At 64.0% G+C, this 24,324-nt stretch carries 20 protein-coding genes; 11 read left to right on the top strand and 9 right to left on the bottom strand.

Annotated elements, in window-relative coordinates:
* Positions 1–3: 3 nt before the first annotated feature.
* Positions 4–645 (bottom strand): DUF1638 domain-containing protein, encoded by a 642-nt coding sequence (locus LB552_RS03245; protein WP_140840063.1) that lies wholly within the window; start codon positions 643–645, stop codon positions 4–6.
* A 53-nt stretch (positions 646–698) separates the two neighbouring features.
* Between LB552_RS03245 and LB552_RS03240 the strand changes: the two genes are divergently transcribed.
* Positions 699–833: an entericidin A/B family lipoprotein gene (locus LB552_RS03240; RefSeq protein ID WP_041003961.1), complete on the top strand. Its 135-nt coding sequence runs from the start codon at positions 699–701 to the stop codon at positions 831–833.
* A gap of 85 nt (positions 834–918) precedes the next feature.
* On the opposite strand, the gene LB552_RS03235 is transcribed toward LB552_RS03240, so the two are convergent.
* Positions 919–1,617, bottom strand: a complete 699-nt coding sequence (locus LB552_RS03235; protein WP_140551359.1) for a corrinoid protein — start codon at positions 1,615–1,617, stop codon at positions 919–921.
* A gap of 270 nt (positions 1,618–1,887) precedes the next feature.
* On the opposite strand from LB552_RS03235, the gene LB552_RS03230 reads away from it, so the two are divergent.
* The 6 genes from LB552_RS03230 (at position 1,888) to LB552_RS03205 (ending at position 8,406) form a co-directional block, all read left to right on the top strand.
* Positions 1,888–3,462, top strand: coding sequence for a trimethylamine methyltransferase family protein (locus tag LB552_RS03230; protein WP_095764936.1), 1,575 nt, complete (start codon positions 1,888–1,890; stop codon positions 3,460–3,462).
* Between the two features lie 89 nt (positions 3,463–3,551).
* Positions 3,552–4,241, top strand: coding sequence for a 4Fe-4S dicluster domain-containing protein (locus LB552_RS03225; RefSeq protein ID WP_224601854.1), 690 nt, complete (start codon positions 3,552–3,554; stop codon positions 4,239–4,241).
* A gap of 104 nt (positions 4,242–4,345) precedes the next feature.
* On the top strand, positions 4,346–5,077 hold the full coding sequence (locus LB552_RS03220) for a dienelactone hydrolase family protein (protein WP_224601852.1): 732 nt from the start codon (positions 4,346–4,348) through the stop codon (positions 5,075–5,077).
* Positions 5,078–5,223: 146 nt separating this feature from the next.
* Entirely contained in the window at positions 5,224–5,784 is a 561-nt protein-coding gene (locus tag LB552_RS03215) for an RNA polymerase sigma factor (protein ID WP_224601851.1), read from the top strand.
* A 2-nt stretch (positions 5,785–5,786) separates the two neighbouring features.
* The gene (locus LB552_RS03210; protein WP_224601849.1) at positions 5,787–7,982 is read left to right on the top strand and encodes a vWA domain-containing protein; all 2,196 of its coding nucleotides are present in this window, start codon (positions 5,787–5,789) and stop codon (positions 7,980–7,982) included.
* Positions 7,983–8,121: 139 nt separating this feature from the next.
* A complete protein-coding gene (locus LB552_RS03205; protein ID WP_224601847.1) occupies positions 8,122–8,406 on the top strand; it encodes a hypothetical protein in 285 nt (94 codons plus the stop codon).
* Between the two features lie 8 nt (positions 8,407–8,414).
* Here the strand turns inward: LB552_RS03205 and bmt are convergent, their stop codons facing one another.
* Positions 8,415–9,437, bottom strand: coding sequence for a betaine--homocysteine S-methyltransferase (bmt, locus tag LB552_RS03200; RefSeq protein ID WP_224601844.1), 1,023 nt, complete (start codon positions 9,435–9,437; stop codon positions 8,415–8,417).
* 155 nt (positions 9,438–9,592) lie between these two features.
* The gene (locus LB552_RS03195) at positions 9,593–10,450 is read right to left on the bottom strand and encodes a helix-turn-helix domain-containing protein (RefSeq protein WP_224601842.1); all 858 of its coding nucleotides are present in this window, start codon (positions 10,448–10,450) and stop codon (positions 9,593–9,595) included.
* A gap of 228 nt (positions 10,451–10,678) precedes the next feature.
* Here LB552_RS03195 and LB552_RS03190 point away from each other — a divergent pair, with 228 nt between their 5' ends.
* Positions 10,679–11,701 carry a fatty acid desaturase gene (locus tag LB552_RS03190; protein ID WP_224601840.1) on the top strand — a complete coding sequence of 341 codons (1,023 nt, stop codon included), beginning with the start codon at positions 10,679–10,681 and terminating at the stop codon, positions 11,699–11,701.
* A gap of 76 nt (positions 11,702–11,777) precedes the next feature.
* The gene (locus LB552_RS03185; protein WP_224601838.1) at positions 11,778–12,614 is read left to right on the top strand and encodes a phosphate/phosphite/phosphonate ABC transporter substrate-binding protein; all 837 of its coding nucleotides are present in this window, start codon (positions 11,778–11,780) and stop codon (positions 12,612–12,614) included.
* On the opposite strand, the gene LB552_RS03180 is transcribed toward LB552_RS03185, so the two are convergent.
* From LB552_RS03180 to LB552_RS03160, 5 genes are all read right to left on the bottom strand, one after another.
* Positions 12,582–13,922, bottom strand: coding sequence for a M24 family metallopeptidase (locus LB552_RS03180; RefSeq protein WP_224601837.1), 1,341 nt, complete (start codon positions 13,920–13,922; stop codon positions 12,582–12,584). The two genes, LB552_RS03185 and LB552_RS03180, sit on opposite strands and share 33 nt — an antisense overlap.
* Before the next feature lie 16 nt (positions 13,923–13,938).
* Positions 13,939–15,342 carry an ArnT family glycosyltransferase gene (locus tag LB552_RS03175; protein WP_224601834.1) on the bottom strand — a complete coding sequence of 468 codons (1,404 nt, stop codon included), beginning with the start codon at positions 15,340–15,342 and terminating at the stop codon, positions 13,939–13,941.
* Between the two features lie 193 nt (positions 15,343–15,535).
* Positions 15,536–18,118 (bottom strand): FAD-dependent oxidoreductase, encoded by a 2,583-nt coding sequence (locus LB552_RS03170; protein WP_224601833.1) that lies wholly within the window; start codon positions 18,116–18,118, stop codon positions 15,536–15,538.
* Positions 18,115–18,600, bottom strand: a complete 486-nt coding sequence (locus LB552_RS03165; protein WP_411965417.1) for an endonuclease domain-containing protein — start codon at positions 18,598–18,600, stop codon at positions 18,115–18,117. The genes LB552_RS03170 and LB552_RS03165 overlap by 4 nt, the downstream gene beginning before the upstream one ends.
* Before the next feature lie 363 nt (positions 18,601–18,963).
* Positions 18,964–20,541: a trimethylamine methyltransferase family protein gene (locus tag LB552_RS03160; protein ID WP_224601831.1), complete on the bottom strand. Its 1,578-nt coding sequence runs from the start codon at positions 20,539–20,541 to the stop codon at positions 18,964–18,966.
* Between the two features lie 311 nt (positions 20,542–20,852).
* Here LB552_RS03160 and LB552_RS03155 point away from each other — a divergent pair, with 311 nt between their 5' ends.
* Together LB552_RS03155 and LB552_RS03150 are read left to right on the top strand one after the other, a co-directional pair.
* A complete protein-coding gene (locus LB552_RS03155; protein WP_224545529.1) occupies positions 20,853–22,013 on the top strand; it encodes an MFS transporter in 1,161 nt (386 codons plus the stop codon).
* A gap of 72 nt (positions 22,014–22,085) precedes the next feature.
* Positions 22,086–24,149, top strand: coding sequence for a prolyl oligopeptidase family serine peptidase (locus LB552_RS03150; RefSeq protein WP_224601829.1), 2,064 nt, complete (start codon positions 22,086–22,088; stop codon positions 24,147–24,149).
* Positions 24,150–24,324 lie beyond the last annotated feature (175 nt).

The raw sequence follows: 24,324 nt of genomic DNA, 5'->3' as shown, positions 1-24,324 counted from the left end.
CGGCTAGGCGTCTCGGGCAGCGCCCTGTGCCGTCCGCGCCAGCTCGCCGGTCAGGTCGCCATAGCCGGTCGAGCGGCGCTCATAGGCAAGGCCGAGCATGGCGGCGGCTTTCTCGGCGACCTTGTCGAGCTCCGGATCCTCGGTCTGGGCGAGATAGATCAGCTTCTCGTAATTGCCGAAATAATCCTTGATCAGCTCGGGATGCCGGTCGAGGCCGAGCGGCTTGATGAAGAAGGCCTCGAACTGGCGGCAGAGGAAATCAGTCATGTAGAACGACATCATGTCGTCGTCGGCGACCTTCGCGTAGGCGTCCATGCCTTGGTAGAAGGCAAAGCAGTGCGGCCCCGCCATGCGCTCGACGCCGTGCTTCTCGATGACGCGATCGAGCAGGCCGCCGGTGCCGCAATCGGCATAGCCGACGAAGATGTGCCGGTAGCCTTCCGCCTTGGCTTTCTCGATCGCCTTGTCCATCGCCGGCGCGATGCGGTCCGGATAGAAATGGAACTCGGCCGGCAGGCAGGTCAGATCGAGATGGTCGAGCTTTAGCTGTTGCTTGACGGCCAAAACTTCGCGCGCAATCATCCCGCAGGCGATGACGAGCAGCCTGTCTGTTTGATTCGGTTCCGTTTTTTGCGTCTTGACCAAATCGGGCCGGCTTTCGCTGCGGGGCTTAATATCTGTCGAGGGAGACACCGTCCATGAAACTGCTACGCATCGCGCCGATCGCCATCCTGGCCTGCGCGCTTGCACTCACGGCCTGCGCCAACACCATCCGGGGCGTCGGCAAGGACGTCAAATCGACGGCAAGGGCGGTCAAAGACACCGTCAACTGATCGGCAGCCTCGCCTATCATCTGGGTACAAAAAAGCCGCGCTGCAAGGCGCGGCTTTTCTTGTTGATCCATCCTGATGCCTTGGGTCAGGCGGAAGCGCGAACGTTGTGCTTGCGCTTCATGTAATCCTTGGCGGTCTCCACCGCCACAGCGGCGTCGCGGCAATAGGCGTCGGCGCCGACGGCCTTGCCGAATTCCTCGTTGAGCGGCGCGCCGCCGACCAGCACGACATAGTCGTCGCGGATGCCCTTTTCCTTCATCGTGTCGATCACGACCTTCATATAGGGCATGGTGGTGGTGAGCAGCGCCGACATGCCGATGATGTCGGGCTGGTGCTGCTCGATGGCGTCCAGGTATTTCTCGACGGCGTTGTTGATGCCGAGGTCGATGACGTCGAAGCCGGCGCCTTCCATCATCATGCCGACCAGGTTCTTGCCGATGTCGTGGATGTCGCCCTTGACGGTGCCGATCACCATCTTGCCCTGCTTCGGCGCGCCGGTGGCGGCGAGCAAGGGGCGCAGGATGGCCATGCCGGCCTTCATCGCGTTGGCGGAGAGCAGCACTTCCGGCACGAACAGGATGCCGTCGCGAAAATCCTCGCCGACGATGCGCATGCCTTCGACCAACGCCTCGGTCAGCACCTTGTAAGGCGCCCAGCCGCGCTCGAGAAGGATGTTGGTGCCTTCCTCGATCTCTTCCTTCAGGCCGTCATACAGGTCGTCGTGCATCTGCTGCACGAGCTCGTCGTCGGAAAGCTCGGAAAGGATGATCTCGTCGTCGGACATTTTCTCGGGCTCCTTGCTGCTCGGGATGACTGCGGCAGCCTAAAAATCGATGCGCCAATACCTAACCCGCGAGGGCAAGCTAGCCATAGCTGATTTGCGACTTCCCGCAAAAGGAAAGCGACTGGAAAGTTGGCGCTTTTCTTGTCGATTTTGCGACAGGCGTTGGCGCTGGCGGGCCGTTTCCAATAGGGTGCATGGTTACGATCCGGCGAGAAGCGGCGGTTACGGGCCGCGAGCCAATCCAGACCAGGTTTTATAGGAAGCACGATCATGAGCGAGAACGCGGCAGTCGACCAGGAAGCGTCAAACGCAAGGCGTGGGCGCGGCGCCAGCGGCGGCGCGGCGGCCCGGCGCGCGGCGCGCTCGGGCGGCGGTCCGGGCACACAGCTCACCTATATCAAGCGCAAGATCAACGTCTACGAGGTCCTCAACGAGGAGGGCCTGGCGCTGATCGAGAAGAACACCGACACGGTGCTGGAAGAAATCGGCATCATTTTCCGCGACGACGCCGAGGCGCTGGCGCTGTGGAAAGAGGCAGGCGCCGACGTCAAGGGCGAGCGCGTGCACTTTCCCAAGGGCCTTTGCCGCTCGCTGTTGAAGACCGCGCCTTCGATCTACACCCAGCATGCGCGCAACCCGGAGCGCTCGGTGCAGATCGGCGGCAACGCGACCGTGTTCGCGCCGGTCTACGGCCCGCCCTTCGTGCGCGACCTCGACGGCAACCGCCGCTACGCGACGATCGAGGATTTCCAGAATTTCGTGAAGCTCGCCTATATGGCGCCCTCGATCCACCATTCGGGCGGCACGGTGTGCGAGCCGGTGGACGTGCCGGTCAACAAGCGCCACCTCGACATGATCTACTCGCATATCCGGTATTCGGATAAACCGTTCATGGGCTCGGTGACGGCGCCGGAACGGGCCGAGGACACGGTGGCGATGGCCAAGCTCGTGTTCGGCGACGACTTCGTCGAGAACAACACGGTGCTGACCAGCCTGATCAACGCCAACTCGCCGATGGTGTTCGACGAGACCATGCTGGGCGCGCTGAAAGTCTATTCGCGCCACAACCAGGCCTGCATCGTCACGCCGTTCATCCTGGCCGGCGCGATGAGCCCGGTGACCGTTGCCGGCACGCTGACGCAGGTGCTGGCCGAAGTGCTCGCCGGCGCTTCGTTCACCCAGCTGATCAGGCCTGGCGCGCCGGTGCTGTTCGGCACCTTCGCCTCGTCGATCTCGATGCAGTCCGGCGCGCCGACCTTCGGCACGCCGGAGCCGTCGCTGGTTTCCTACGGCGCCGCACAGCTCGCGCGCCGGCTCGGCCTGCCGTTCCGCACCGGCGGCTCGCTCTGCGCCTCGAAGGTCCCGGACGCGCAGGCAGCCTATGAGAGCGCCAACACGCTCAACTCGACGATCCTTGCCGGCACCAATTTCGTCCTGCATTCGGCTGGCTGGCTCGAGGGCGGTCTCGCGTCCTGCTACGAAAAATTCATGATGGATATCGACCAGCTCGGCATGCAGCAGAAGTTTGCCGAAGGTGTCGACCTGTCGGAAAACGGCCAGGCGATGGACGCCATCCGCCAGGTCGGTCCGGGCAGCCACTATCTCGGCTGCGACCACACGCAGGCGAATTTCCAGACGGCCTTCTACCGTTCCAGCATCGCCGACAACAATTCCTACGAGCAGTGGCTGGCCGAAGGCGAGAAGACCGCCCCGCAGCGCGCCAACGAGCTCGCACGCCGCTGGCTGGAAAGCTACGAGGCGCCGCATCTCGATCCGGCCATCGACGAGGCGCTGAAGGACTTCATCGCCAGGAAGAAGGGCTCGATGGCCGACGCCTTCACGTGAAAGGAGCCCGAGTCAGGCCGGGCTAAAGTGGCCGACATCATCCACAAGGAAGTCTGGCGGAGCGCGTTCTCCGACCCGGACCGGAAGGGATGACTTTTTTCCGCGGCACGGTCGAGGAGATTGCGGCCGCACTCGCGGCCAACGGCCCGATTCTCCGCGGCGGTTTCAGCTTCGGTGACGATGAGGTGGCGCCAGCCGGGCCTTCCGGCGCGCCGGCCAAATCCGTGCTGCTTGTCGGACAGGCGGGCGCGGCGCCCTGGCCGCATTTCCAGCGCTGGCGGGAACGACAGGCGAGGGACATCGCCAACCCACTCGACAGTTGGTCGCGCGAGGTGATCGGCGCGGTGGCGAAAGAATTCGGCGCCCGCGCGGTGTCGCCATCCGATCGGCCCTACCTGCCGTTCCAGCAGTGGGCGATGCGGGCCGAAGGGCTGAAGCCGTCGCCGCTCGGCATCCTCATGCATCCGACCTATGGACTTTGGCATGCCTATCGCGCCGCATTGCTGTTCGAGGACGAGATTTCTCTTCCAGAAGCTCATCAGCCGATTCACCTTTGCGACGCATGCGTCGAAAAACCCTGCCTGAAATGCTGTCCGGTCGGCGCATATTCGGTGGATGGCTTTGCGCACGGGGCGTGCCTGGTGCATGTGCGTGGCACGGATGGTGCGCCCTGCCGCGCCGGCGGCTGCCTCGACCGCAACGCCTGTCCTTACGGCGCTGAGTATCGCTATCCGGCCGATGTCCAGGCTTTCCATATGGCGGCGTTCGCCGGACTGTAGGCATTCTTCCGAACCGCACGGAAACTTGACCGCGATCGAGAGGTTGCGGCTTGCCCTGCCGGGCGGTGCGGATATCTATCGCCTGGCAACCGGCGGAGCGCGCAATGACGAAGCAGGACATCAAGATCAAGACCCTGGACGGCACGGCGAAGGCACGGCTGTTTCGTCCAGCCGCGCCGGCCAAGGCTGGCGTCATCCTCTATATGGATATTTTCGGTCCGCGCCCGGCGCTCGACCAGATGGCCGAGCGCCTCGCGGAGCATGGCTATGCCGTGCTGGTGCCCGATCTCTTCTACCGCTATGCGCCATATGGCCCGTTCGATCCCAAAACCGCCTTTGCCGAGGAAAAGACCAAGGCCCTGCTGTTGATGCTGAGCGGCGGCACGACGCAGGGCATGACCATCCGCGACGGCAGCGCCTTCCTCGATGCTCTGGCCGCCGAGGGGATCGCTGGACCGATTGGCGTCGTCGGCTACTGTATGGGCGGCGCGCGGGCGCTGAACGCGGCGGCGAGCTATCCCGACCGTATCGCCGCCGCGGCGAGCTTCCATGGCGGCAATCTCGCCAGCGACGCGGCCGACAGCCCGCACCGCAAGGCGGCTTCGATCCAGGCGCGCGTCTATGTCGGCGTCGCCGGCGTCGACCGCAGCTTCCCGCCGGAGCAGTCGGCGCGGCTGGCAGAGGCGCTCAGGGTGGCAGAGGTTGACCACGTCATCGAAAACTATGTCGGCGTCGATCACGGCTGGTGCGTCAAGGACCACAGCGTCTATGACGAGGCGGGCGCTGAGAGGCATTGGAAGCGGCTGACGACGTTTTTCAAAGAGACGCTGGGCTGAGTTATCATCGCGGGCGGTGGCGCCGCCCCTCATCCGCCCTTCGGGCACCTTCTCCCCGTAGAACGGGGAGAAGGAAAGGGGTGTTGCAAAAAAATCTTTCCATCGCCCCAAGGTTTGGTCATTAGCCTTCGTCCAACAGGCAAATGATGGCGATGATGCTGGACGACGGCGAAGCCTCCGATGCCGAACTGATCGGGCGGGCGAGGGGCGGAGACAGGGGTGCTTTCGGCAGATTGCTCGAAAGGCACTACGGCTTCGTCTATCGCGCCGCCTATCGCTGGTGCGGCCGCAAGGCCGACGCCGAGGACATCGCCCAGGACGTCTGCGTGCGGCTCGGCCGCGCGATCCGCGATTATCAGGGCAGCGGCGCCTTTACGACATGGCTCTATGCCATGACGCTGAACGCTTCGCGCGACATGATGCGCAAGCGCGCCCGCGACACCGCCAAGACCGATGCCTACGGCGCCTATGCGCTGATCGCGGGCGAAGCGTCGGCGGAGATCGACGATCCGGCCGAGGCGCTGTGGGCGGCGGTGCGGATGCTGCCCGACAAGCAACGCGACGCGGTGCTGCTGGTCTATGGCGAAGGTCTCAACCACGCGGCGGCGGCCGAGATCATGGCGATCTCGGAGACGACGGTGTCCTGGCACATCCATGAAGCGAAGAAACGGCTGAAGCTGCTGATGCGCTCAGCCGGGGAAGTGTGACCATGGTCGACGACAACGAACTCGAAAGGCTGCGCGATATCGCGGTACCGGCGCCGGACGGCGAGGCGAAGGCGCGCGCGTTCGCCGCCGCGATGCAGGCTTTCGACCTCGACGAAAAAATCTCGCCTGTTCGCCAAGGAACGTTCGCAGGCCTTCGTCTCACGGAGCGAGCAAGAATGCTCTGGAGAGACATCATGCAACGGAAACTCATCGCCACGCCGGCCATCACCGCGCTGGTCGCGCTGCCTATCGCCGGCTATGCCGCTTTCGAGATGCTGAAGGACCACCCGCCCGTCGTCGGCGGCAACGGCACGGTCACCGAGACCTTGGCCGACAAGCCGGCGGCGCAGAAGCCTGGGCCGGAACAGCCCGCGATCAACGAGCCGCTGTCAGCGGCGCCGGCCAAGCAGAAGAAGACAGACGCCGACGCCGAGACTCGGGCCAATTCACAAACGGTGCCGGCAACGCCGCCCAAGCCGGCGGCCGAGGTCGACAGCCTGCTCAAGCAGGAGGCGGCGCCGGAGAACAAGCGCGCCCTGCAGCCTGCGCCGGCGGGGAGCGGCCAGCTCGCGGCCGGCGGCAAGGACGGGTCGTCAAACAGAGTGATCATGTCGATGACACCGCCTAGCGTCGATGAGGCTGAGCGGGCCGACAAGGCGCCGGCAGGCGGCGCGGCCGCCGTTCCGGCGTCTCCGCCCGCCGTCGCCGATTCCAAGCTGATGGTGCAGCCCGCGCCCATGCCGGTCGACCAACTGCAGCCGCAGGAGGAAAACCGCGATCGCGTCGAGAATGTCAAAACCAATCCGGTGCATGAAACAGCCCAGGATCCGGTCTCGACTTTCTCGATCGACGTCGATACCGCCTCCTATTCTTTCGTGCGTCGCTCGCTCAAGGAAGGCAGTCTGCCCGACCCGGACACGGTCCGCATCGAGGAGATGATCAACTACTTCCCCTATGAGTGGAAGGGTCCGGAATCGGCTTCAACGCCGTTCAACTCGACCGTCACCGTCATGCCGACGCCGTGGAACGAGCACACCAAGCTCATGCATGTCGCGATCAAGGGTTTCGACGTTAAGCCGGCCGAGCAGCCGAAGGCCAATCTGGTCTTCCTGATCGACGTCTCGGGCTCGATGGACGAGCCCGACAAGCTGCCGCTGCTGAAATCCGCCTTCCGCTTGTTGGTGAGCAAACTGAAGCCAGACGACACCGTCTCGATCGTCACCTATGCCGGCAATGCCGGCACGGTGCTGATGCCGACCAAGGGGGCGGAAAAGCAGAAGATCCTTGCGGCAATCGACAATCTGGCGCCCGGCGGCTCGACGGCCGGCGAAGAAGGCATCCGCGAGGCCTACAAGCTTGCGCAGCAATCCTTCGTCAAGGACGGCGTCAACCGTGTGATGCTTGCCACCGACGGCGACTTCAATGTCGGCCAGACCAGTGACGACGACCTCAAGCGGCTGATCGAGAAGGAGCGGAAGACGGGCGTGTTCCTCTCGGTGTTCGGCTTCGGCCGCGGCAATCTGAACGACCAGATGATGCAGACCATCGCGCAGAATGGCAACGGCACGGCGGCCTATATCGACACGCTGGCCGAAGCCGAGAAGGTGCTGGTCGAGGATGCCTCCTCGACGCTGTTCACCATCGCCAAGGACGTCAAGATTCAGGTCGAGTTCAACCCAGCCACGGTCTCCGAATACCGTCTCGTCGGTTATGAGACCCGCGCCCTGAAGCGCGAGGATTTCAACAATGACCGCGTCGATGCCGGCGATATCGGCTCGGGCCATTCGGTGACCGCGGTCTATGAGATCACGCCTAAAGGCAGCGGCGGCGAGCAGGTCGATCCGCTGCGCTACGGCCAGGCCAAGGTCGACAATGGCGGCGTCGCCAATGCGGGCGAATATGCCTTCGTCAAGATCCGCTACAAGCTGCCGGACGAGAACGTCTCGAAGCTCATCACCACGCCGGTGACCGCCGCCAATGAGGTCTCGTCCTTCGATGCGGCCGGCGCCGACCAACGTTTTTCGGTTGCCGTCGCGGCCTTCGGGCAGAAGCTGCGCGACGAGGATCAGACCGCGAATTTCAGCTATGACCGCATCGCAGAGATCGCCAATGCCGCGCGCGGCGCCGATCCATTCGGCTATCGGGCGGAGTTCCTGTCGCTGGTGCGGCTGGCCTCATCGCTGGACGGCAACAAGTAGGCCATTGCGGATTGAAGGAAAGGCCGGCGGGACAGATCCTGCCGGCCTTTTTTCGATCGTTAAATTGCACGGCTTTTCCGGAACTTCGCCGCAACGAGCTTCTGTTAGTCGGTGCTGACGAGGGTTTGAGGGATCAGCAGTGCATATCACGACAATGGGGAACGTGAACTCGACGGCGGCCAATGCCCCGGTGCGCGGACCGTCCGCTGCTTCAGCGGAAGCCGCGCGAATCAGGAACGATGTCGACGCGGCGCGCAACACAGCGCTTTCGGCCCTCAACAACGACCGTTTTCGCTCGATGCTCGAGCAGATCAGCGACCCCGGCGCATCGGGCGCCCTGATGACGATGGGCGCCGACAACCGGGGCAGTGCCGGCACCGATCTCAATACCGCGCTGTCGCGCTACGCTGAAAACAGCAAGTAGAAAACGTATCAGGCGCGGCTGCGCCGGCGCTCGCGGCGGGCTTCGCTGGTCTCGGCGGTGTTTGCCGTCGCCGCCTTGTTGCGCATCGGGCCGATGCGCTCGACGATCGTCTCGACGGTCGGGCGGGTCGACTTGGTGTGCGCGTCCAGCGCCTTGCGCATGGCAGCAAGGTGCGCGAACGAGGTGCCGCAGCAGCCGCCGACAATCTTGGCGCCTGCATCGACCGCCAGCCGCACATAATCGGACATCAGCTCCGGCGTGCCGGAATAATGGATATCTGCGCCGCGGAACTCCGGAATGCCGCAATTGCCCTTGACGATCACGGTCGCGTCCGGCTTCGCCTCGGTCATGTCGAGCAGTGAAGCCAGGATATCGGAAGCGCCGACGCCGCAATTGGCGCCGACGCCGAGAGGGGCCTGCGACAGGCCATCGGCGACGGCGTGGATATCCTTCGGCAGCAGGCCCATCATGGTGCGGCCGGCCGTGTCGAAGGAACCGGTGTAGGTATAGGGCAGGCCGACCCGGATGGCGGCCTCAGCCGCGGCACGGATCTCGTCCGGCGCCGACATGGTCTCGATCCAGGCGACTTCGGCGCCGCCGGCCTTCAAGCCCTCGATCTGTTCGGCGAAGGCCTCGACCGCCTCGTCATAGGTCATGGCGCCGAGCGGCACCAGCAATTCGCCGGTCGGGCCGACGGAGCCGGCGACGATCACCTTGCGGCCGGCCTTGTCGGCGACAGAGCGGGCAATCTCGGCGGCGCGCTTGTTCAGCTCGTGGACGCGATCCTGCGCATGATGCAGCTTCAGCCTGTGGCGAGTGCCGCCGAAGGAGTTGGTGAGAATGATATCGGCGCCGGCGTCGACAAAGTTCTGATGCAGCCTGGCGATGGTCTCGGGCGCCGCCTCATTGAGCAGCTCAGGCGCTTCCCCGGCCTCCAGACCCATCGCGAACAGATTGGTGCCGGTGGCGCCATCGGCCAAAAGCACGCCTTTTTCGGCAAGCAGTGCGTCAATAGGGTTGGTCGCGGTCATGGCCCTGAATTTCCTGCCTGGAATGGCTTTCGCGTTCAAATTCAAATAACGATATAAAGAAGTCTTTATGTCCAGTCAACGAATTTGCGGCCGAGAAAGGCCACGGGTTTCGCTGGAACGATCAGGGGCAGCCAAGATGATATCGATGCGCGCGATCAGGCAGAGCCTGACGGGAAGGACATTGCGGCCAGCCTTTGCGCAAAGCTCGCGGCCTCGTGCGCGTTGATGTCGGCGGCCCGGATCAGGTTGTCGAAATGGCTGGTGAGCGTGCGGATCGGCTGAGTGGCGCTCAGCACGATATACATGTCGCCGACATAGATCGCGGCGCGATAGGGGCCAAAGATCGTATAGGGGATCGAATAGCGAATGCGGCCGTCATAGAGGAACAGGCGAAAGGTCGGATAAAGGTCGTCAAGCAGCGCCGCCATGTGCAGCAATTGCTTGCGCCGTTCGGCCTCGGGGAAACGATCCCAGACACCGAGGCCGCGCGCGAAGATCTCCAGCGTGTGGCGCGGCATGCAGACTTCCATGTCGGTCTCCGGCCGACGGTTGTAGTCGATGCGATATTGCGTTTCGCCTGCCTGCGCCTCACGGCTCTTGTTGGCAATGCCGGCCTCATATTCCACCAGTGCCTCGGTCCGCAGAAGGTCGGGAATGCCCGCGGGCACATAGCGGATCTTGGTGCCGGCCGCCTCGGCATGCCATTTGGCCAAAAGCGTGCGGTCGAAGCCGTCGGGCGCCTCTTCGATCTCCAGGCTTTCTCTGATTTCGCCGGTGACCCCTTCGTCCTGGCTCAGGCCCAGCAGCCAGTCGAGCGATACCTTGAACTCGGCGGCGATGTTGAGGAGGGTCTCGGCGCGCGGCAGGCGGGTCGAGGCGCCGGAGAGGAGCTGCGACAGCGCCGAACGGTCGATGCCGACCGCCGTCGCGAAGGCCGACTGGTTCAGGTCGGACCGTGTCAAGAGCAATTTCAGGCGCTCCCGAAAGGTCGTCGACAGATCGCGCTTGTCCATCACGCTGCTTCCGTGCCGGAGAGGAAAAATTTGCGCCGGAGCCGTTCTGAACGTGGCTCAGGCGGAAATGAATCCCGATGTCTGTTTACAATGTATAACATATGCCGCTAAAAATGCGCATTCGCAACGGTTTGTGCGCATTGTCGCGTTGATGTAACGGCAGGCTACTGACACAATGTTGTCAGGAATCGAGTTGGTTCCGGCGACTGGGGGGCAGTGGTCGAGAGCATGGCAAGCGTGAATACCGGCACGAAAAAGAGACCTAGCAGCACACCGGCTGTCGAATGGCCGACAGTCTTCCTCACACTCTTCTGCTACGGCGCATGGCTCGCCACCGGTTTCCTTGTCTGGCCATCCTATCCGCTTCTGGCGCTTGCCGTCCTGCCCTTTATCCTGGCTCTGCAATCGTCGATCATGCACGAAGTGCTGCACGGTCATCCGACCCGCAACGCCAGGATCAATGAAGCCTTCGTCTTCCTGCCCATCGGCATGGTCTGGCCATTCCGCCGCTTCAAGACCATCCACCTTCGCCATCATGCAGACGAGCGCCTGACCGATCCGCTCGACGATCCGGAGAGCTACTATCAGGCGCTCTGGATGCATGAGGGCCTGCCGCCGACAATGAAGCTTCTGCTCAAGATCAACAACACCATGGTTGGCCGCCTCGTCCTCGGTCCGTGGTTGTCCTCGGTCGGTTTCTTCATCGACGATGCCAAGCAGATCCTTGCCGGCGACAAAGCGATCCGCAAGGCCTGGCTGCTGCATGCCGTCGGCCTCGCGATTGTGGCGCCGATCGTCACGTTCGGTTTCGGCATCCCGCTGTGGCTCTATATCCTGGTGCCGGTGTGGCTCGGCCAGTCGCTGATCTCGATCCGCACCTATGCCGAGCACCAGTGGTCGGAGCATCCGGAGGGGCGAACGGTGATCGTCGAGCGCTCGCCGCTCTCTTTCCTGTTCCTGAACAACAATCTGCATTTCGTTCATCACAAGAGCCCGACCATTGCCTGGTACCGGCTGCCGAAGCTCTTTCGCGAGCGCCGCGAGGAATGGCTGCGGATGAACAACGGTTATGCCTATCCGAACTATTTTGCGATGCTGAAAGCCCATGCCTTCAGGGCCAAGGAGCCGATCGTTCATCCGGTGCTGCGGCGCACGCCGGAACCGGGCCGCGCCTTCAAGCCGCGCGTCAGGGCGCGCAATGTCAGCGGACTTGGCACGGCGCCGGTTCCCGCCGAGCCGCCGAAGGAGTAATTTCGACTTTCCGCGAAGCTTTTTCCGCGGCGGAACGCAGGCGCCGAAGGCCGCTTGCCTTTGAAAGCTATTCGACATGAGCAAGTTCGTTGCGGCCCTGCCTATGTATGATTGGTCCGAAGCGCGGGGCGAGGTCGACGCGCAATGGGCGCGGCTCCGCGATGCTTTCCGGCAAAGGGGCATCGATGCGCCGGAGGCGGTCGTGCGCAGCAATCGCGAGCTGCCACGGGTTCCCGGCGGCATACTCGACGGCGCCGGCAAGCCGATCGCGCCCGACCCGGCGACGCTGCCCCCGGAAGAGTTGGACTTTCACCAGCTCTGGCTGAGCCCGGCGCTGCTCTTCGGGCAAACCTGCTGGGGGCCGATGGAACTCGGTCTTGCGCGGCATGTGCAGGTGGTTGCGCAGCCGAGCTACGATGCGTTCGAGGGCGGGCAGGGAGAGCTCTATTCCAGCGCGCTGGTGATGCCGGCGGATGGCGGACCGGGGATTGCCTCGCCCGCGGACGGCAAGGCCCTCATCCCGATCGACCTTCTCCGCGGCAGGCGCTTCACCTTCAACAATCCGGATTCGATGTCCGGGCTGATCGGCCTGCAGCGCGACCTGGAGGCGATGGGCGAAAGCCTGGACATCTTCGCCTCGCGCGGCGAAAGCGGCGGCCACCGGTCGTCGATTGTGGCCGTCGCGGAAGGCAGGGCCGAGGTCGCGGCCATCGACTGCGAAAGCTGGGCGCTGGCGCAACGTTTCGAGCCGGCGGCGAGAGGCGTGAAGGTGGTCGGCTGGACGGCGCGGCGCAAGGGCCTGCCCTATATCACCGCCCGAACGACGCCGGAAAAAATCGTTGCCGCGATGCGCGACGCCGTCGCGGCTGTCGAAAGCGGATCAGAGCAGCCGCTCGTCCAGCTTGTAGGCTGAAAGCTTCTCGTTGCCGGTTTCGGTGATCAGGATCTGCTCCTCGATCTTGACGCCTTCGCGCCCGCCAAGCCTGCCGATATAGCTTTCGACGCAAAGCACCATGCCGGGTTCGAGCACGCCGTCCGGCGTGTCGTCGGTCCAGTCGCCGGCATGCGGCAGCGTCGGATATTCGTCCGCCAAGCCGACCCCGTGATAGAGCACGCCGTAGCGCGTCGGATAACAGTCGTCCGGCGGCACCGCCGAGCGTTCGACGAGATCGCGAAAGGAGATGCCCGGCCGCATCAGTTCGGTGTTATGAGCGATCTGACCGGCGGCGATGCGGAAGAGGTCGTGCTGCTCGTTCGACGGCTTTCCGTCGCCGCAAAGCCATGTGCGCGAAAGATCGGCGCAGAACCCGTAGGGACCGATCAGGTCCGTGTCGAAGGCGACGAGGTCGCCATCCTCGATGACGCGCGAGGAGCATTCCTGGAACCAGGGATTGGTGCGCGGTCCCGATGACAAAAGCCGCGTTTCGATCCATTCGCCGCCGCGCGCGATGTTGCCGCGATGCAGTTCCGCCCAGAGCTCGTTTTCGGAGATGCCGGGCTTCAGCGCTGTCTCCATCTCGCCAATCGCCGCCTCGCAGGCGACGATGGCGCGGCGCATGGCGAGGATCTCGTCCGGCGATTTGATGAGGCGCGCATTCTCCATCACCGCCTCGCCATTGCCTATCGCGATGCCGCGGCGGGCGAGTTCCTCAACGCCTTCCGGATTGATGCGGTCGACGGCAATGCGGCGGTTGCCGCCGCCATGCTCGGCAACGAGCTCGGCGATACCGGCACCCCAGCGCCGGACTTTCTGCTCGGTGAGCTCGCCGCTGTAGAGATATATCCACGATACCGCAGGGCGCACCTCGTCGACGACGCCCGAATGGTCGGACAGGTGCTCGCAGGAGAAATAGTCGAACAGCACCACCGGCCCTTCCGCGGCGACGAAACAGTGGCGTGTCGAATTGTGCGCGACCCAGAGCTGCATGTTGGTCGAGTCCGTCGCGTAGCGGATGTTGACCGGGTCGTAGAGCAGGGCGCCGGCATAGTCGCGGCGTTTCAGCTCGGCGCGGATGCGGTCCAGCCGGTATCTGCGCATTTCGGCCAAGTCCGGCGCGGCGACGCCCGCCGTCGCCCACTCGGCTTCGGCGGTCGCGCCATAGCCCAGCAGATGCTGGTTGAGCGAGGCCGCCTTTTCACGCGAGGCCTCGCGCAGCGCTTCGACCGAGCTTGGCTCGAAGGGCATGATCTTGCGATGGCGGCCGAAGCCTAGCTTGTCCATTCGTCCCACCTGAAGCTTACTGCGCGGGCTTCTTGTGCAGTCTGGTAATCGTGACCTTGCGGGGCGGAAAGCCGAGTGCCTGCGGCACTTCAATCGTGCGGTGGATGGTGTCCATCACGTAGCCGACCTTCGCCAACTCTTCGAAAACCTCCGAGGACGATTCCCTGTCATCGGTAAGCACGAGCACCGCCGGCTCGCGGATCGACCTGGCGAAGTCCGGCGTCTCATCATCGAGCGCGATGAGATCGGCATCGACCAGGCGCAGATTGCCGACCCAGAACCAGCTCGAGACCACGGTCTTGACTGGCCCGTCGGCGTTGATCTGGTCGTAAAGCGAGCGGTAATCCATGCGCACGATGCTGCCGCGGCTGTCGCCGCCATGCAGATGCATGTACCAGCTCAGCGGCAGCACCAATATGGCAAGGAGAGCGCCGACGAAGACAATGGTGGCTTGCGTCTTTCGGCCCTTCTGGCCCATGGCGTCGAAGCGCATGGCGAGCGCCGCGGGCAAGAGGATGAAGATCGGTAGCATCCAACGGTCGCGAAACTGGGTGATGCCGGCCGCCAACACGACTGTGACCATGACCACAAAACCAAGTACGATCGCCCGCCACAACAGCTTTTCCGGCCACCGTACCGGCTGAGGCGGATCCGTCCGTTTTCTTGTCGCCAGGACGTAGGCGACGGCAAAAATCACGACCGGCAGTCCAGCGAAATTGACGATCGCGTTGACCAGTCTGCGGATGCCGAGAAGCGCCGTTTTCGCAACGCTGCCGCCTTCGGCGACGCCCAGGCCCCCTTGGTGCGCGAGCAGGTCTTCCAGATGTGTCAGGCTCCAATAAAGCGTCGGCAGGCAGGCAAGGACCGCCACCGCCACGCTGATTGCGAAACGGCGGTCGAAAATCGCCTCACGCGTTTCGCGAACCGAGAGAGATGCCAGGAACAGGGCGGCAAGGAAGATGACGATGTTGTATTTCGACAGCATCGCGGCCGCCGTCGCCAGGCCGAAAAACGCATAGGCAACGGCCGATCGCCGCTTCTCCACCTCGACCAGCGCCAGAATCAGCACCGAGGTGAAACAGAATATGGCGACCGAGTGGGTGAGGGCGTGCTGCATCTCCCAGAAGATCTGGGGAAACAGCAGCAATCCGAACATGCCGGCCGCCGCGGCGCGGCTCGAGTAGCCGAGGCGGCGTATGGCGGTGAAATAGGCGACCAGCCCCGCGGCCAGCAGGCCGTATTTGACGATCTTGAGGGCAAGGACGCTGGTTCCGACCAGCGAGGCCGCAAGCGTCGCCAGCCAGGTGTATAGAGGCGGCTGCGAGCTGCCGTAGCCGGCGGCCAGGAACCTCATTTCCGTCAATTGCTCTGCATCGTCGACACCGACGCCCGTGCCCGCAACATGGGACAGCAGGGCCATCATGACGATCTGGGTCAGGCAGTAGAGGAGGACCGACGCAACCGCCGCGCTGAATGGACCGACCCGTTCATCGCAGAGCCAATCGGTCCATTTCTCTAGTTGCCGCAAGGGGACGTTCTTCTCATGCTGATGCGCCGGTAGTGGGCTCGGACCATGCCATAGCTACCAACGCAATCCAACAATTCGTGGGGCCTCAGGTTCGCATCTTCTCGCCGCTCGGGTCGAAAGGCGGCTCGACATTGATGCGGGCGGGGCGGCGGTGGCCGAGAATCTCGATCTCGAACAGCCCGGCGCTTTCGTCCTCGGCAAGGACGGCCGGCACATAGCCCTGCGCCATCGACTTCTGCACGTAATGCGCGTAGCCGCCCGAGGTCACCCAACCGACGACGCGCCACTCGCCATCGACGATGCCGCGCACGGCCGAAGCGCCTTCGGCGGCCTTCGAGCCGCGCACTTCCTTGCCTGATGTGTCGAAGCGCGGTGCGCCGTAGCCATGCGGCTTCTCGACCGTGCCGTAGTCCTTGCCGACCTTGGCCCAGATCGGCTCGTCGCCCATCACGTCGGCATCGGCAGCGTCGACGATGAAGGAGACCCGGCGCAGCTTCGGCCCTTCGGCATGCTCCTTGGCGGACGCCTCGCGGCCGATGAAGTCGTTCTTCTCCAGCTTGATGAAGCGGTCCATCGAGCCTTCGAACGGTCCGTAGATCGGACGCAATTCACGGAACCAGGTCGGAAAATTCTTTTCCAGGCGCATGGAGAGCAGCGCACGCATGCCGAAATCAACGATGCCGAATTCCGCGCCGGCTTCCTTGATCGCCTTGTAGACGAGGCGTTGATAGGCTGGCGCCATCCAGATCTCGTAGCCGAGGTCGCCGGTATAGGTGATGCGGTTGACCATGCAGGGCGCGCCGCCGACCGCCATCTCGCGGAAGTCCATGAAGCGGAAGGCCTTTGTCGAGACGTCTACATCGACGAGCTTCTGCAGCAGGTCGCGCGATTTCGGCCCGGCGATGGAGAGACCGACCAGCGTCTGGTCGAAGCGGTGGATGCGCACCGAGCCATCCTTCGGCAGGTGCTTCTCGAACCAGCGCATGTGATATTTCTGCGCTGCGGACGAACCCCAGATCATGAAGCGGTCTTCTCCATTCCTTGGGCCGGCCTTGGCGATGGTGAAGTCGCCGATCAGCTTGCCGAATTCGTTGACCATCGGGGTCAGCACGATACGGCCGACCTTCGGCATGCGGTTGGTCATCAGCCGGTTGAGGAAATCTTCCGCGCCCGGACCGGACACCTCGTATTTGGCGAAGTTGGCGATCTCGGTGACGCCGACCCTGTCGCGCGTGGCGCGCACTTCCTCGCCGATCGGGCCGAAATCGTTGGAGCGGTGGAAGGAGACGATGTCCTTCGGCTCCGTGCCCTTCGGCGCGAACCAGAGCGGCGTTTCCAGGCCCCACGAATCCCCCATGACGGCGTTGTTGGCGAGCATGGTGTCGTAGAGTGGCGTCGTCTGCGCCGGACGGGCGGCCGGGAGTTCCTCGTTCGGGAAGCGGATCGAGAAGCGGCGCGAATAGTTTTCGCGCACCTTGGCGTTGGTGTAGCGCAGGCTCGCCCATTCGCCGAAGCGGGCGACATCCATGCCCCAGACGTCGAAGCCCGGATCGCCATGCACCATCCAGTTGGAGAGCGCGAGGCCGACGCCGCCGCCCTGGCTGAACCCGGCCATGACGGCGCAGGCGCACCAGAAATTCGTCAGGCCCTGCACCGGGCCGACCAGCGGGTTGCCGTCGAGCGCGAAGGTGAAGGGGCCATTGATGATCTGCTTGATGCCGGCCTTCTCGATGCCGGGGAAATGCTTGAAGCCGATCTCCAGCGACGGAGCGATGCGGTCGATGTCGGGCTGCAGGAGCTCATGGCCGAAATCCCACGGCGTGTTGACCGGCGACCACGGCTTGCAGGCCTTCTCGTAGGTGCCGAGCAGGACGCCGTTGCGCTCCTGGCGGGTGTAGATCTCGCCCTTGAAGTCGAGCACGCCGATCATCTCGCGGCCGGTCGACTTGTTGAACTCCTCGACCTCCGGCATCGGCTCGGTCAAAAGATACATATGCTCCATGGCCAAAACCGGCAGCTCGACGCCGACCATGCGGCCGATCTCGCGCGCCCAAAGGCCGCCGCAGTTGACGACATGCTCGGCATGGACTGTGCCCTGCTCGGTGACGACGTTCCAGGTGCCGTCCGGCCGCTGAGTGAGGTCGACGACGCGGTTGCGCAGCACGATCTCGGCGCCGAGCTTTTTGGCCGCCTTGGAATAGGCGATGGTGGTGCCCGAAGGGTCGAGATGGCCTTCGACCGGATCCCACATGGCGCCGACGAAGTTCGTCTCGTCCATTAGCGGGAACATCGCCTTGGCTTCCGAGGGCGTGATCAGCTCGGTATCCATGCCGAGATAGCGGCCCTTGGCATGAGCCAGCCGCAGGAAGTCCATGCGCTCGGGCGTATCGGCCATCATCACGCCGCCGGTCAGATGCAGCGAGCAGGACTGGCCGGAGAGTTCCTCGATCTCTTTATAGAGCTGGACCGTATAGGCCTGCAGCTTGGCGACGTTCGGGTCGCCGTTCAGCGTGTGGAAGCCGCCCGCCGCATGCCAGGACGAGCCGGAGGTCAGCTCCGAGCGCTCGATCAGCATGATGTCGGTCCAGCCGGCCTTGGCGAGGTGATAAAGCACCGAACAGCCGACGACGCCGCCGCCGATGACAACCGCTTTTACGTGGGATTTCATGCAGATAGATCCGTGTTTGAAAATACTGAATCGGGGGATCGAGGTGTGAAAACAAAGCGGAGATCGGATGCCGCGATGTTTTCGGTCAGCCCGCCGTCGAGCGCGGCGAGGATGGTTTCACAGACGGAAGCACGATGTTTCAGGACGTCATGGTTCCAGAAGCGCAGGATCGAGTAGCCCTGAGCCTGCATGAAGTGGTCGCGGCGGCGGTCATATGAACTGTCGGCGTGTTGGGATCCATCGACCTCGACGACGAGCCGACGCTCGCGGCAAGCGAAGTCGGCGAAGAACGGTCCGATGGAAAACTGGCGCGTAAAGCGATAGCCGCCGAGCTTGCGTGACTTCAGTTCAAGCCAATGCAAGGCTTCCGCTTGATTGCCGGCTTGCCGCAGGTTTCGGGCTCGCGTGGTTGTGCCTTGTTTGCGACGGCTTCGCGTTTGAGCAGGGCCTTCCCCCACTCCGTCGCCGCTTCGCGGCGCCACCTCTCCCCCCTCCGGAGGGAGAGGAAAGGAGCCAGCTGGAATCGCTTCACGCCTTTCCTCTCCCCCGTTGATCGGGGGAGAGGTGTCGAGCGAAGCTCGACGGAGTGGGGGTCGACTGTGCACCAAATCCGTTTGATTTCCGGCTTGCTGGGTCGTGCCCTGTTTGCGACGGCTTCGCGTTTGAACAGCGCCTTCCCCCACTCCGTCGCCGCTTCGCGGCGCCACCTCTGCCCCCTCCGGAGGGAGAGGAAGGGAGCCAGCTGGAATCGCCGCGCGCCTTTCCTCTCCCCCGTCGATCGGGGGAGAGGTGTCGAGCGAAGCTCGACGGAGTGGGGGTCGACTGCTCATCAGCAACACAGAAAATCAGAAATCCGTCGGCGCGCCGCCTTCGGCGCGGCGTTTCTCGACGAAGTCGTTGAGCTCCTCGCGGATGGCCGGATCCATATAAGGCTCCTCGTAGGGGGCAAGGCGCTCCTTCCAGACCTTGTTGGTCCGCTCCATCGCTGTCGGCGAACCCGCTTCGGCCCATGTCTCGAAATTGCGCCAGTCGGAGACGATCGGCGAATAGAAGGCGGTCTTGTAGCGCTCCTGCGTGTGCTGGGTGCCGAAGAAATGACCGCCAGGACCGACCGACTGGATGGCGTCGAAGCCGAGCGCATCCTCGGAGAGGTCGAGCGGGGTGAGGAATTCGGCCACCATCTGCAACAGGTCGATGTCGAGGATGGTCTTTTCATAGGAGCAGCGCAGGCCGCCTTCCAGCCACCCGGCGCCATGCATCATCAGATTGCCGCCGCCCTGGATGGCGCCCCATAGCGAGAACACGCTTTCATAGGCGGCCTGGGCGTCGACCGTATTGGCAGCGCAGGTGTTGGAGGTGCGGTAGGGAATTTGATAGCGGCGCGCGAGCTGGCCGCCGACGAGCTGCGCCTTCATATATTCGGGCGTGCCGAAGGCCGGCGCGCCGGACTTCATGTCGACATTGGAGGTGAAGCCGCCATAGCCGACCGGCGCGCCCTTTTTCACCATCTGCGCGAAGGCAATGCCCGAGAGCGCCTCGGCGTTCTGCTGCACCAGCGCGCCGGCGACGGTGACGGGCGCCATGGCGCCGGACAGCGTGAAGGGCGTGACGATCACGGCCTGGCCCATGCTCGACATCTGGATGATGCCTTCCATCATCGGCACGTCGAGCTTGAGCGGCGAATTGGTGTTGATGATGGTGAAGACCGACGGTTCCTGCATCAGCTGCTCGCGGCTGATGCCGCGCGCGATGCGGGTGATCTCGATGCCGTCGACGTTGCGTTCCTTGCCGAGTGAATAGATGTGGAAGACCTTGTCGGTCAGCATGGCGAGGTCGCGAATGCATTCCAGGTGCCGCACCGACGGATGGATGTCGATCGGCTCGACCGGATAGCCGCCGGTGCAGTGCAGGATGTTGTGCATCTGCGCCAGGCGCAGGAAGTTGCGGTAATCGGCCTGGTTGCCGGGCCTGCGGCCGCGGTCGAGGTCGGAGCAGTTCGGCGCCGAAGCCATCATCGACAGGATGACGTTGTTGCCGCCGAAGCGCAGATTATGCGCCGGGTTGCGGGCATGCAGGGTGAATTCCGACGGGCAGTGCGAGACAAGCTCGAGGATCATGTCGCTGTCGAAGCGCACGCGCTCCGAGCCTTCGCGCACGTCGGCGCCGTGCGCCTTCATGATGCGGCGGGCCTCATCGTGCAGAACGTCGACGCCGATTTCCCTCAGCACGCGCAGCGAGGCGAGGTGGATTGATTCCAATTCGTCATCGGACACCAGCCTGGTCGGCGTCAGCGGGTTCTTCAGCTGCCGGAAGGCAGGCTGCTCGAAGGCGGCCGAGCCGCCGGCGCGCTTTCCCGCGCGGCCGCCACGGCGGGCGCGATCGGTTGCCAGTGCCGACTCGGCGGGATGAAGGGCGGCAGTCATGAGAAGCCTCGTGAGGATGCGAATTTGGCCGGCATAATGGACTGGCAGCAATGCAGCCGGTGAGGAGGCGGCGACCACTAGGGCGAGGGAAGCGACATGACGGAAGGGGAGCCGGCTGAAGGCGATCGGCCGCTCGGCTGCCTGCCGTCATCGTCGGGCTCGATGCGTTGCTGGATGCCGCTACCTTGTGCTGATCCTGGCAGCGCCAGCGCTCCTGACAGGGACTGGCTGGAGCATGCGCTTTAGCCGCCGTTGGCCCTTACGGCTGTCGCCGGTAGCGGCTAAGGCTCCGAACGATTGGAGCGGCATTGATGGCGCTGGCGGGCTCGGAAAGCGACGAGACGGTGCAGTGGGCCGCGATCACCGGCGTGATCGCGACGGTTTCCGTCTTCGCCATTGCGCAAGGGCTTTCCTATCCGCTGCTCAGCTTCATCCTGCAGCGGCAAGGCATTTCGCCGGCGATGATCGGGCTGTCGGCGGCGATGACGCCGGTCGGCTTCATCCTGTCCTCGCCGCTGATCCCGGGATTGGCGCGCCGGTTCGGGGCGGGGCGGACCGCGCTGACCTGCGCGGCGCTTTCGGCGCTGGTGCTGGCGCTGATCGGCTGGACGCAAAATGTCTATCTGTGGTTCCCGCTGCGCTTCCTGATCGGCGTGGTGACCAACCCGCTCTATGTCCTGAGCGAAATCTGGGTGATTGCGCTTGCGCCGCCGGCGCGGCGCGGTCGCGTCATGGGCATCTATTCAACCATCATCTCGGCGGGCTTCGCGGCCGGGCCGCTCTGCCTGCTCGGCGTCGGCACGGAAGGCTGGCCGCCTTTCCTTGTCGGCATTCTTGCCTTCCTCTTCTGCGGCGGCTGCCTGGCCGTGGTGGTGAAAAGGCTGCCGAACGTCGACGAGGCCGAGAACAAAGTTTCGGTGCTGGGCTTCATACCAATGGCCTGGCTGCTTATGTCGGCCGTGATCGTCGCGGCCGGGTTCGAGCAGGCGATACTGGCGCTGCTGCCGGTCTATGGGACGCATCACGGCATTCCCGAAGCGCGTATGTCGGCGCTGCTTTCCGTGATGATCGCCGGCAACATCGCCATGCAGGTGCCGCTCGGCCTGCTCGCCGAAAGGCTGACGGCGCGCCTGGTGCGGTTCGGCTGCGTGGCGGTGACCGTCCTTGGATGCGTGGCTTTGCCGGCGCTGATCGAGACGCCGCTGATCTGGGCTTGCGTCTTTATCTGGGGCGCCGTTTCCTACGGCATCTACACGATGTCGATCATCGAGCTCGGCGAGCGCTTCACCGGGTCGGCGCTGGTTGCCGGCAATGCCGCCTTCTCGCTGATGTGGGGTTTTGGCGGCATCGTCGTGCCGCCGCTCACCGGCGGCGTCATGGATGTCATCGGCGCCGCCGGCCTGCCGGTCACGCTTGGCGCCATCTCCGCGGCGCTGGCGGCGGCGACGATCGCGCGCAGGCGGGTTTTGTAATCGGCCCCGAATGGCTCTTGAATATCAAGGCAGCGAACGCGATGTAGGCGGGGCCGCCGGATGGAGACCTGCATGACCAGCACGATGACCAAAACCCAGCTCGAATTGACCGCCGACGATCCCTACCTCTGGCTTGAGGATCGCAATGGCAAGGAAGCGCTGGACTGGGTTCATCGCCAGAATGCGCTGACGGTCGCCGAACTGCAGGGCGATCCTTCTTATCAGGCCGCGTTCGAGACCGCGCTCGACCTGATGACCGCCGAGGACAATATGCCCGTCGGGGCTGCGCTTGCCGGCTACGTCTATAATTTCTGGCAGGACAAGACCAATGCGCTGGGTCTCTGGCGGCGCACGACGGTCGCGTCCTACAAGACCGACAAGCCCGACTGGGAGACGATCATCGACTTCGATCAGCTTTCCGCGAAGGAAGGCGTGAAGTGGGTGTTCGGCGGGGCGAGCCGGCTCTATCCCGATTTCAACCGCTGCCTGCTCTACATGTCGCCCGATGGCGGCGATGCCAGCGAGATGCGCGAATTCGATGTCGCGGCGAAATCCTTCGTCGAGGACGGGTTTCGCGCGCCCGCTTCGAAGTCGGGCTTTTCCTGGCTGGACGAAGATACCGTGATCGTCTCCGCCGCTTTCGAGGAAGACGACAAGACGCAGTCCGGCTACCCGCGCGTGATCAAGCTGTGGCGGCGCGGCGCCAAGCTCGAGGACGCCACGCCGATCCTCGAAGGCGAGAAACAACATCTCGCGGTCGGCGGCGGCGTCGAATATGACGGCGACAAGCGGCACGTGCTGCTCGGCAAGACGCTCGACTTCTTCACTTCGCACAGTTTCCTGCGGCTGGCTTCGGGCGAGAACCGGCGCATCCCGCTGCCCGACGACGCCACCGACACCGTGGTCTTCAAGGGCCAACTGATCTTCGGCGTGCGCAGCCCCTGGACGGCGCCGGACGGCACGCGCTGCCTGCCCGACGGGCTCTATTCGGTCGATTTCGATGGCTGGATCGAGAACGGTGCCTTCGGGCCGTTCCAGACCGTGCTCGAGCCGGCGCACCGCGTTTCGATCGCCGGCCTCGCCAGGACGCAGGACCGGCTGTTCATCAACCTGATGGACAATGTGCGCGGCAAGATCATCGCCTGCGACCGCGCCGCAGAAGGCTGGTCGCTGAAGCGGATAGCGCTGCCCGACAACGGCAATGTCGGCATCAGCCATGTCGAGCATTTCGGGTCGAGCGTCTCTTTCTCCTTCACCGATTTCCTGACGCCGAGCTCGATCATCTGGTCGGATGACAATGGCGAGACGCTTCAAACGGTGAAGTCGCAGCCGGCCCGCTTCGACGCCTCGCCTTATATCTCGGAGCAGTTCGAGGCGCGCTCGAAGGACGGCACGATGATCCCGTATTTCGTGGTGCGGCGGCGCGACCAGAAAGGGCCGGTGCCGACACTGCTCTACGGTTATGGCGGCTTCGAAGTGCCGCTGCTGCCCGGCTATGCCGGCATTCGCGGCAGGCTCTGGCTGGACAGGGGCAACGCCTATGTCCAGGCCAATATCCGCGGCGGCGGCGAGTTCGGTCCGGCCTGGCACCAGGCAGCGCTGAAAGGCAAGCGCCAGAACGCTTTCGATGATTTCGCGGCCGTGGCCGAGGACGTGGTCCGGCGCGGCATCACCACGGCGGCGCAGCTCGGCATCCAGGGCGGCTCCAATGGCGGCCTGCTCACCGGCACGTCGCTGACGCAGCGGCCGGAATTGTTCGGCGCGGTCATCATCGACGTGCCGCTGCTCGACATGCTGCGCTACACCGAACTGCCCCCCGGCGCCTCGTGGATCGCCGAATATGGCGATCCGTCGAAGCTGGAGGAGGCGGCCTGGCTCGGCGCCTATTCGCCTTACCAGCATGTCAAGGCGGGCGCTGCCTATCCGCCGGTGCTCCTGATGACGTCGACCGCCGATGATCGCGTCCATCCCGGACATGCGCGCAAGATGGCGGCGCGGCTGCAGGAGGCAGGTCACGGCAGGACGCTGTTCTTCGAGGAGACCGAAGGCGGCCATGGCGGGCGCGGCGACCGCCGGCCGCAGGCGGCGCAGACGGCGATGCGCTACATATTCCTGCAGCGAGCGCTGGCCGGGTAGTGTCTCAGTTTGAAATTTGACAGCCAGTCGAAAGCGCCTCGCCGAGTTTGCCCATATAGACGGAACCGCCTATATGCTTAGTGGAAAGCATGGGCGAGAGATGGTGCGAATTTGGAAGATTGTCCGGCGCGGTTCGGAGCAGCCTTGGGAACAGTCCATCCCAGAGGACGAGATG

Origin of the sequence: Mesorhizobium sp. CA7, from assembly GCF_020165015.1 — a bacterium.
Taxonomy (GTDB): domain Bacteria; phylum Pseudomonadota; class Alphaproteobacteria; order Rhizobiales; family Rhizobiaceae; genus Mesorhizobium.
This window is presented reverse-complemented; position numbering and strand designations above follow the sequence as displayed.

Coding starts and splice junctions, on each gene's coding strand:
- LB552_RS03240 (WP_041003961.1), top strand. CDS start 699: ATGAAACTGCTACGCATCGCGCCGATCGCCATCCTGGCCTGCGCGCTT.
- LB552_RS03235 (WP_140551359.1), bottom strand. CDS start 1,617: ATGTCCGACGACGAGATCATCCTTTCCGAGCTTTCCGACGACGAGCTC.
- LB552_RS03230 (WP_095764936.1), top strand. CDS start 1,888: ATGAGCGAGAACGCGGCAGTCGACCAGGAAGCGTCAAACGCAAGGCGT.
- LB552_RS03225 (WP_224601854.1), top strand. CDS start 3,552: ATGACTTTTTTCCGCGGCACGGTCGAGGAGATTGCGGCCGCACTCGCG.
- LB552_RS03220 (WP_224601852.1), top strand. CDS start 4,346: ATGACGAAGCAGGACATCAAGATCAAGACCCTGGACGGCACGGCGAAG.
- LB552_RS03215 (WP_224601851.1), top strand. CDS start 5,224: ATGGCGATGATGCTGGACGACGGCGAAGCCTCCGATGCCGAACTGATC.
- LB552_RS03210 (WP_224601849.1), top strand. CDS start 5,787: ATGGTCGACGACAACGAACTCGAAAGGCTGCGCGATATCGCGGTACCG.
- bmt (WP_224601844.1), bottom strand. CDS start 9,437: ATGACCGCGACCAACCCTATTGACGCACTGCTTGCCGAAAAAGGCGTG.
- LB552_RS03195 (WP_224601842.1), bottom strand. CDS start 10,450: ATGGACAAGCGCGATCTGTCGACGACCTTTCGGGAGCGCCTGAAATTG.
- LB552_RS03190 (WP_224601840.1), top strand. CDS start 10,679: ATGGCAAGCGTGAATACCGGCACGAAAAAGAGACCTAGCAGCACACCG.
- LB552_RS03185 (WP_224601838.1), top strand. CDS start 11,778: ATGAGCAAGTTCGTTGCGGCCCTGCCTATGTATGATTGGTCCGAAGCG.
- LB552_RS03180 (WP_224601837.1), bottom strand. CDS start 13,922: ATGGACAAGCTAGGCTTCGGCCGCCATCGCAAGATCATGCCCTTCGAG.
- LB552_RS03175 (WP_224601834.1), bottom strand. CDS start 15,342: ATGGCCCTGCTGTCCCATGTTGCGGGCACGGGCGTCGGTGTCGACGAT.
- LB552_RS03170 (WP_224601833.1), bottom strand. CDS start 18,118: ATGAAATCCCACGTAAAAGCGGTTGTCATCGGCGGCGGCGTCGTCGGC.
- LB552_RS03160 (WP_224601831.1), bottom strand. CDS start 20,541: ATGACTGCCGCCCTTCATCCCGCCGAGTCGGCACTGGCAACCGATCGC.
- LB552_RS03155 (WP_224545529.1), top strand. CDS start 20,853: ATGGCGCTGGCGGGCTCGGAAAGCGACGAGACGGTGCAGTGGGCCGCG.
- LB552_RS03150 (WP_224601829.1), top strand. CDS start 22,086: ATGACCAGCACGATGACCAAAACCCAGCTCGAATTGACCGCCGACGAT.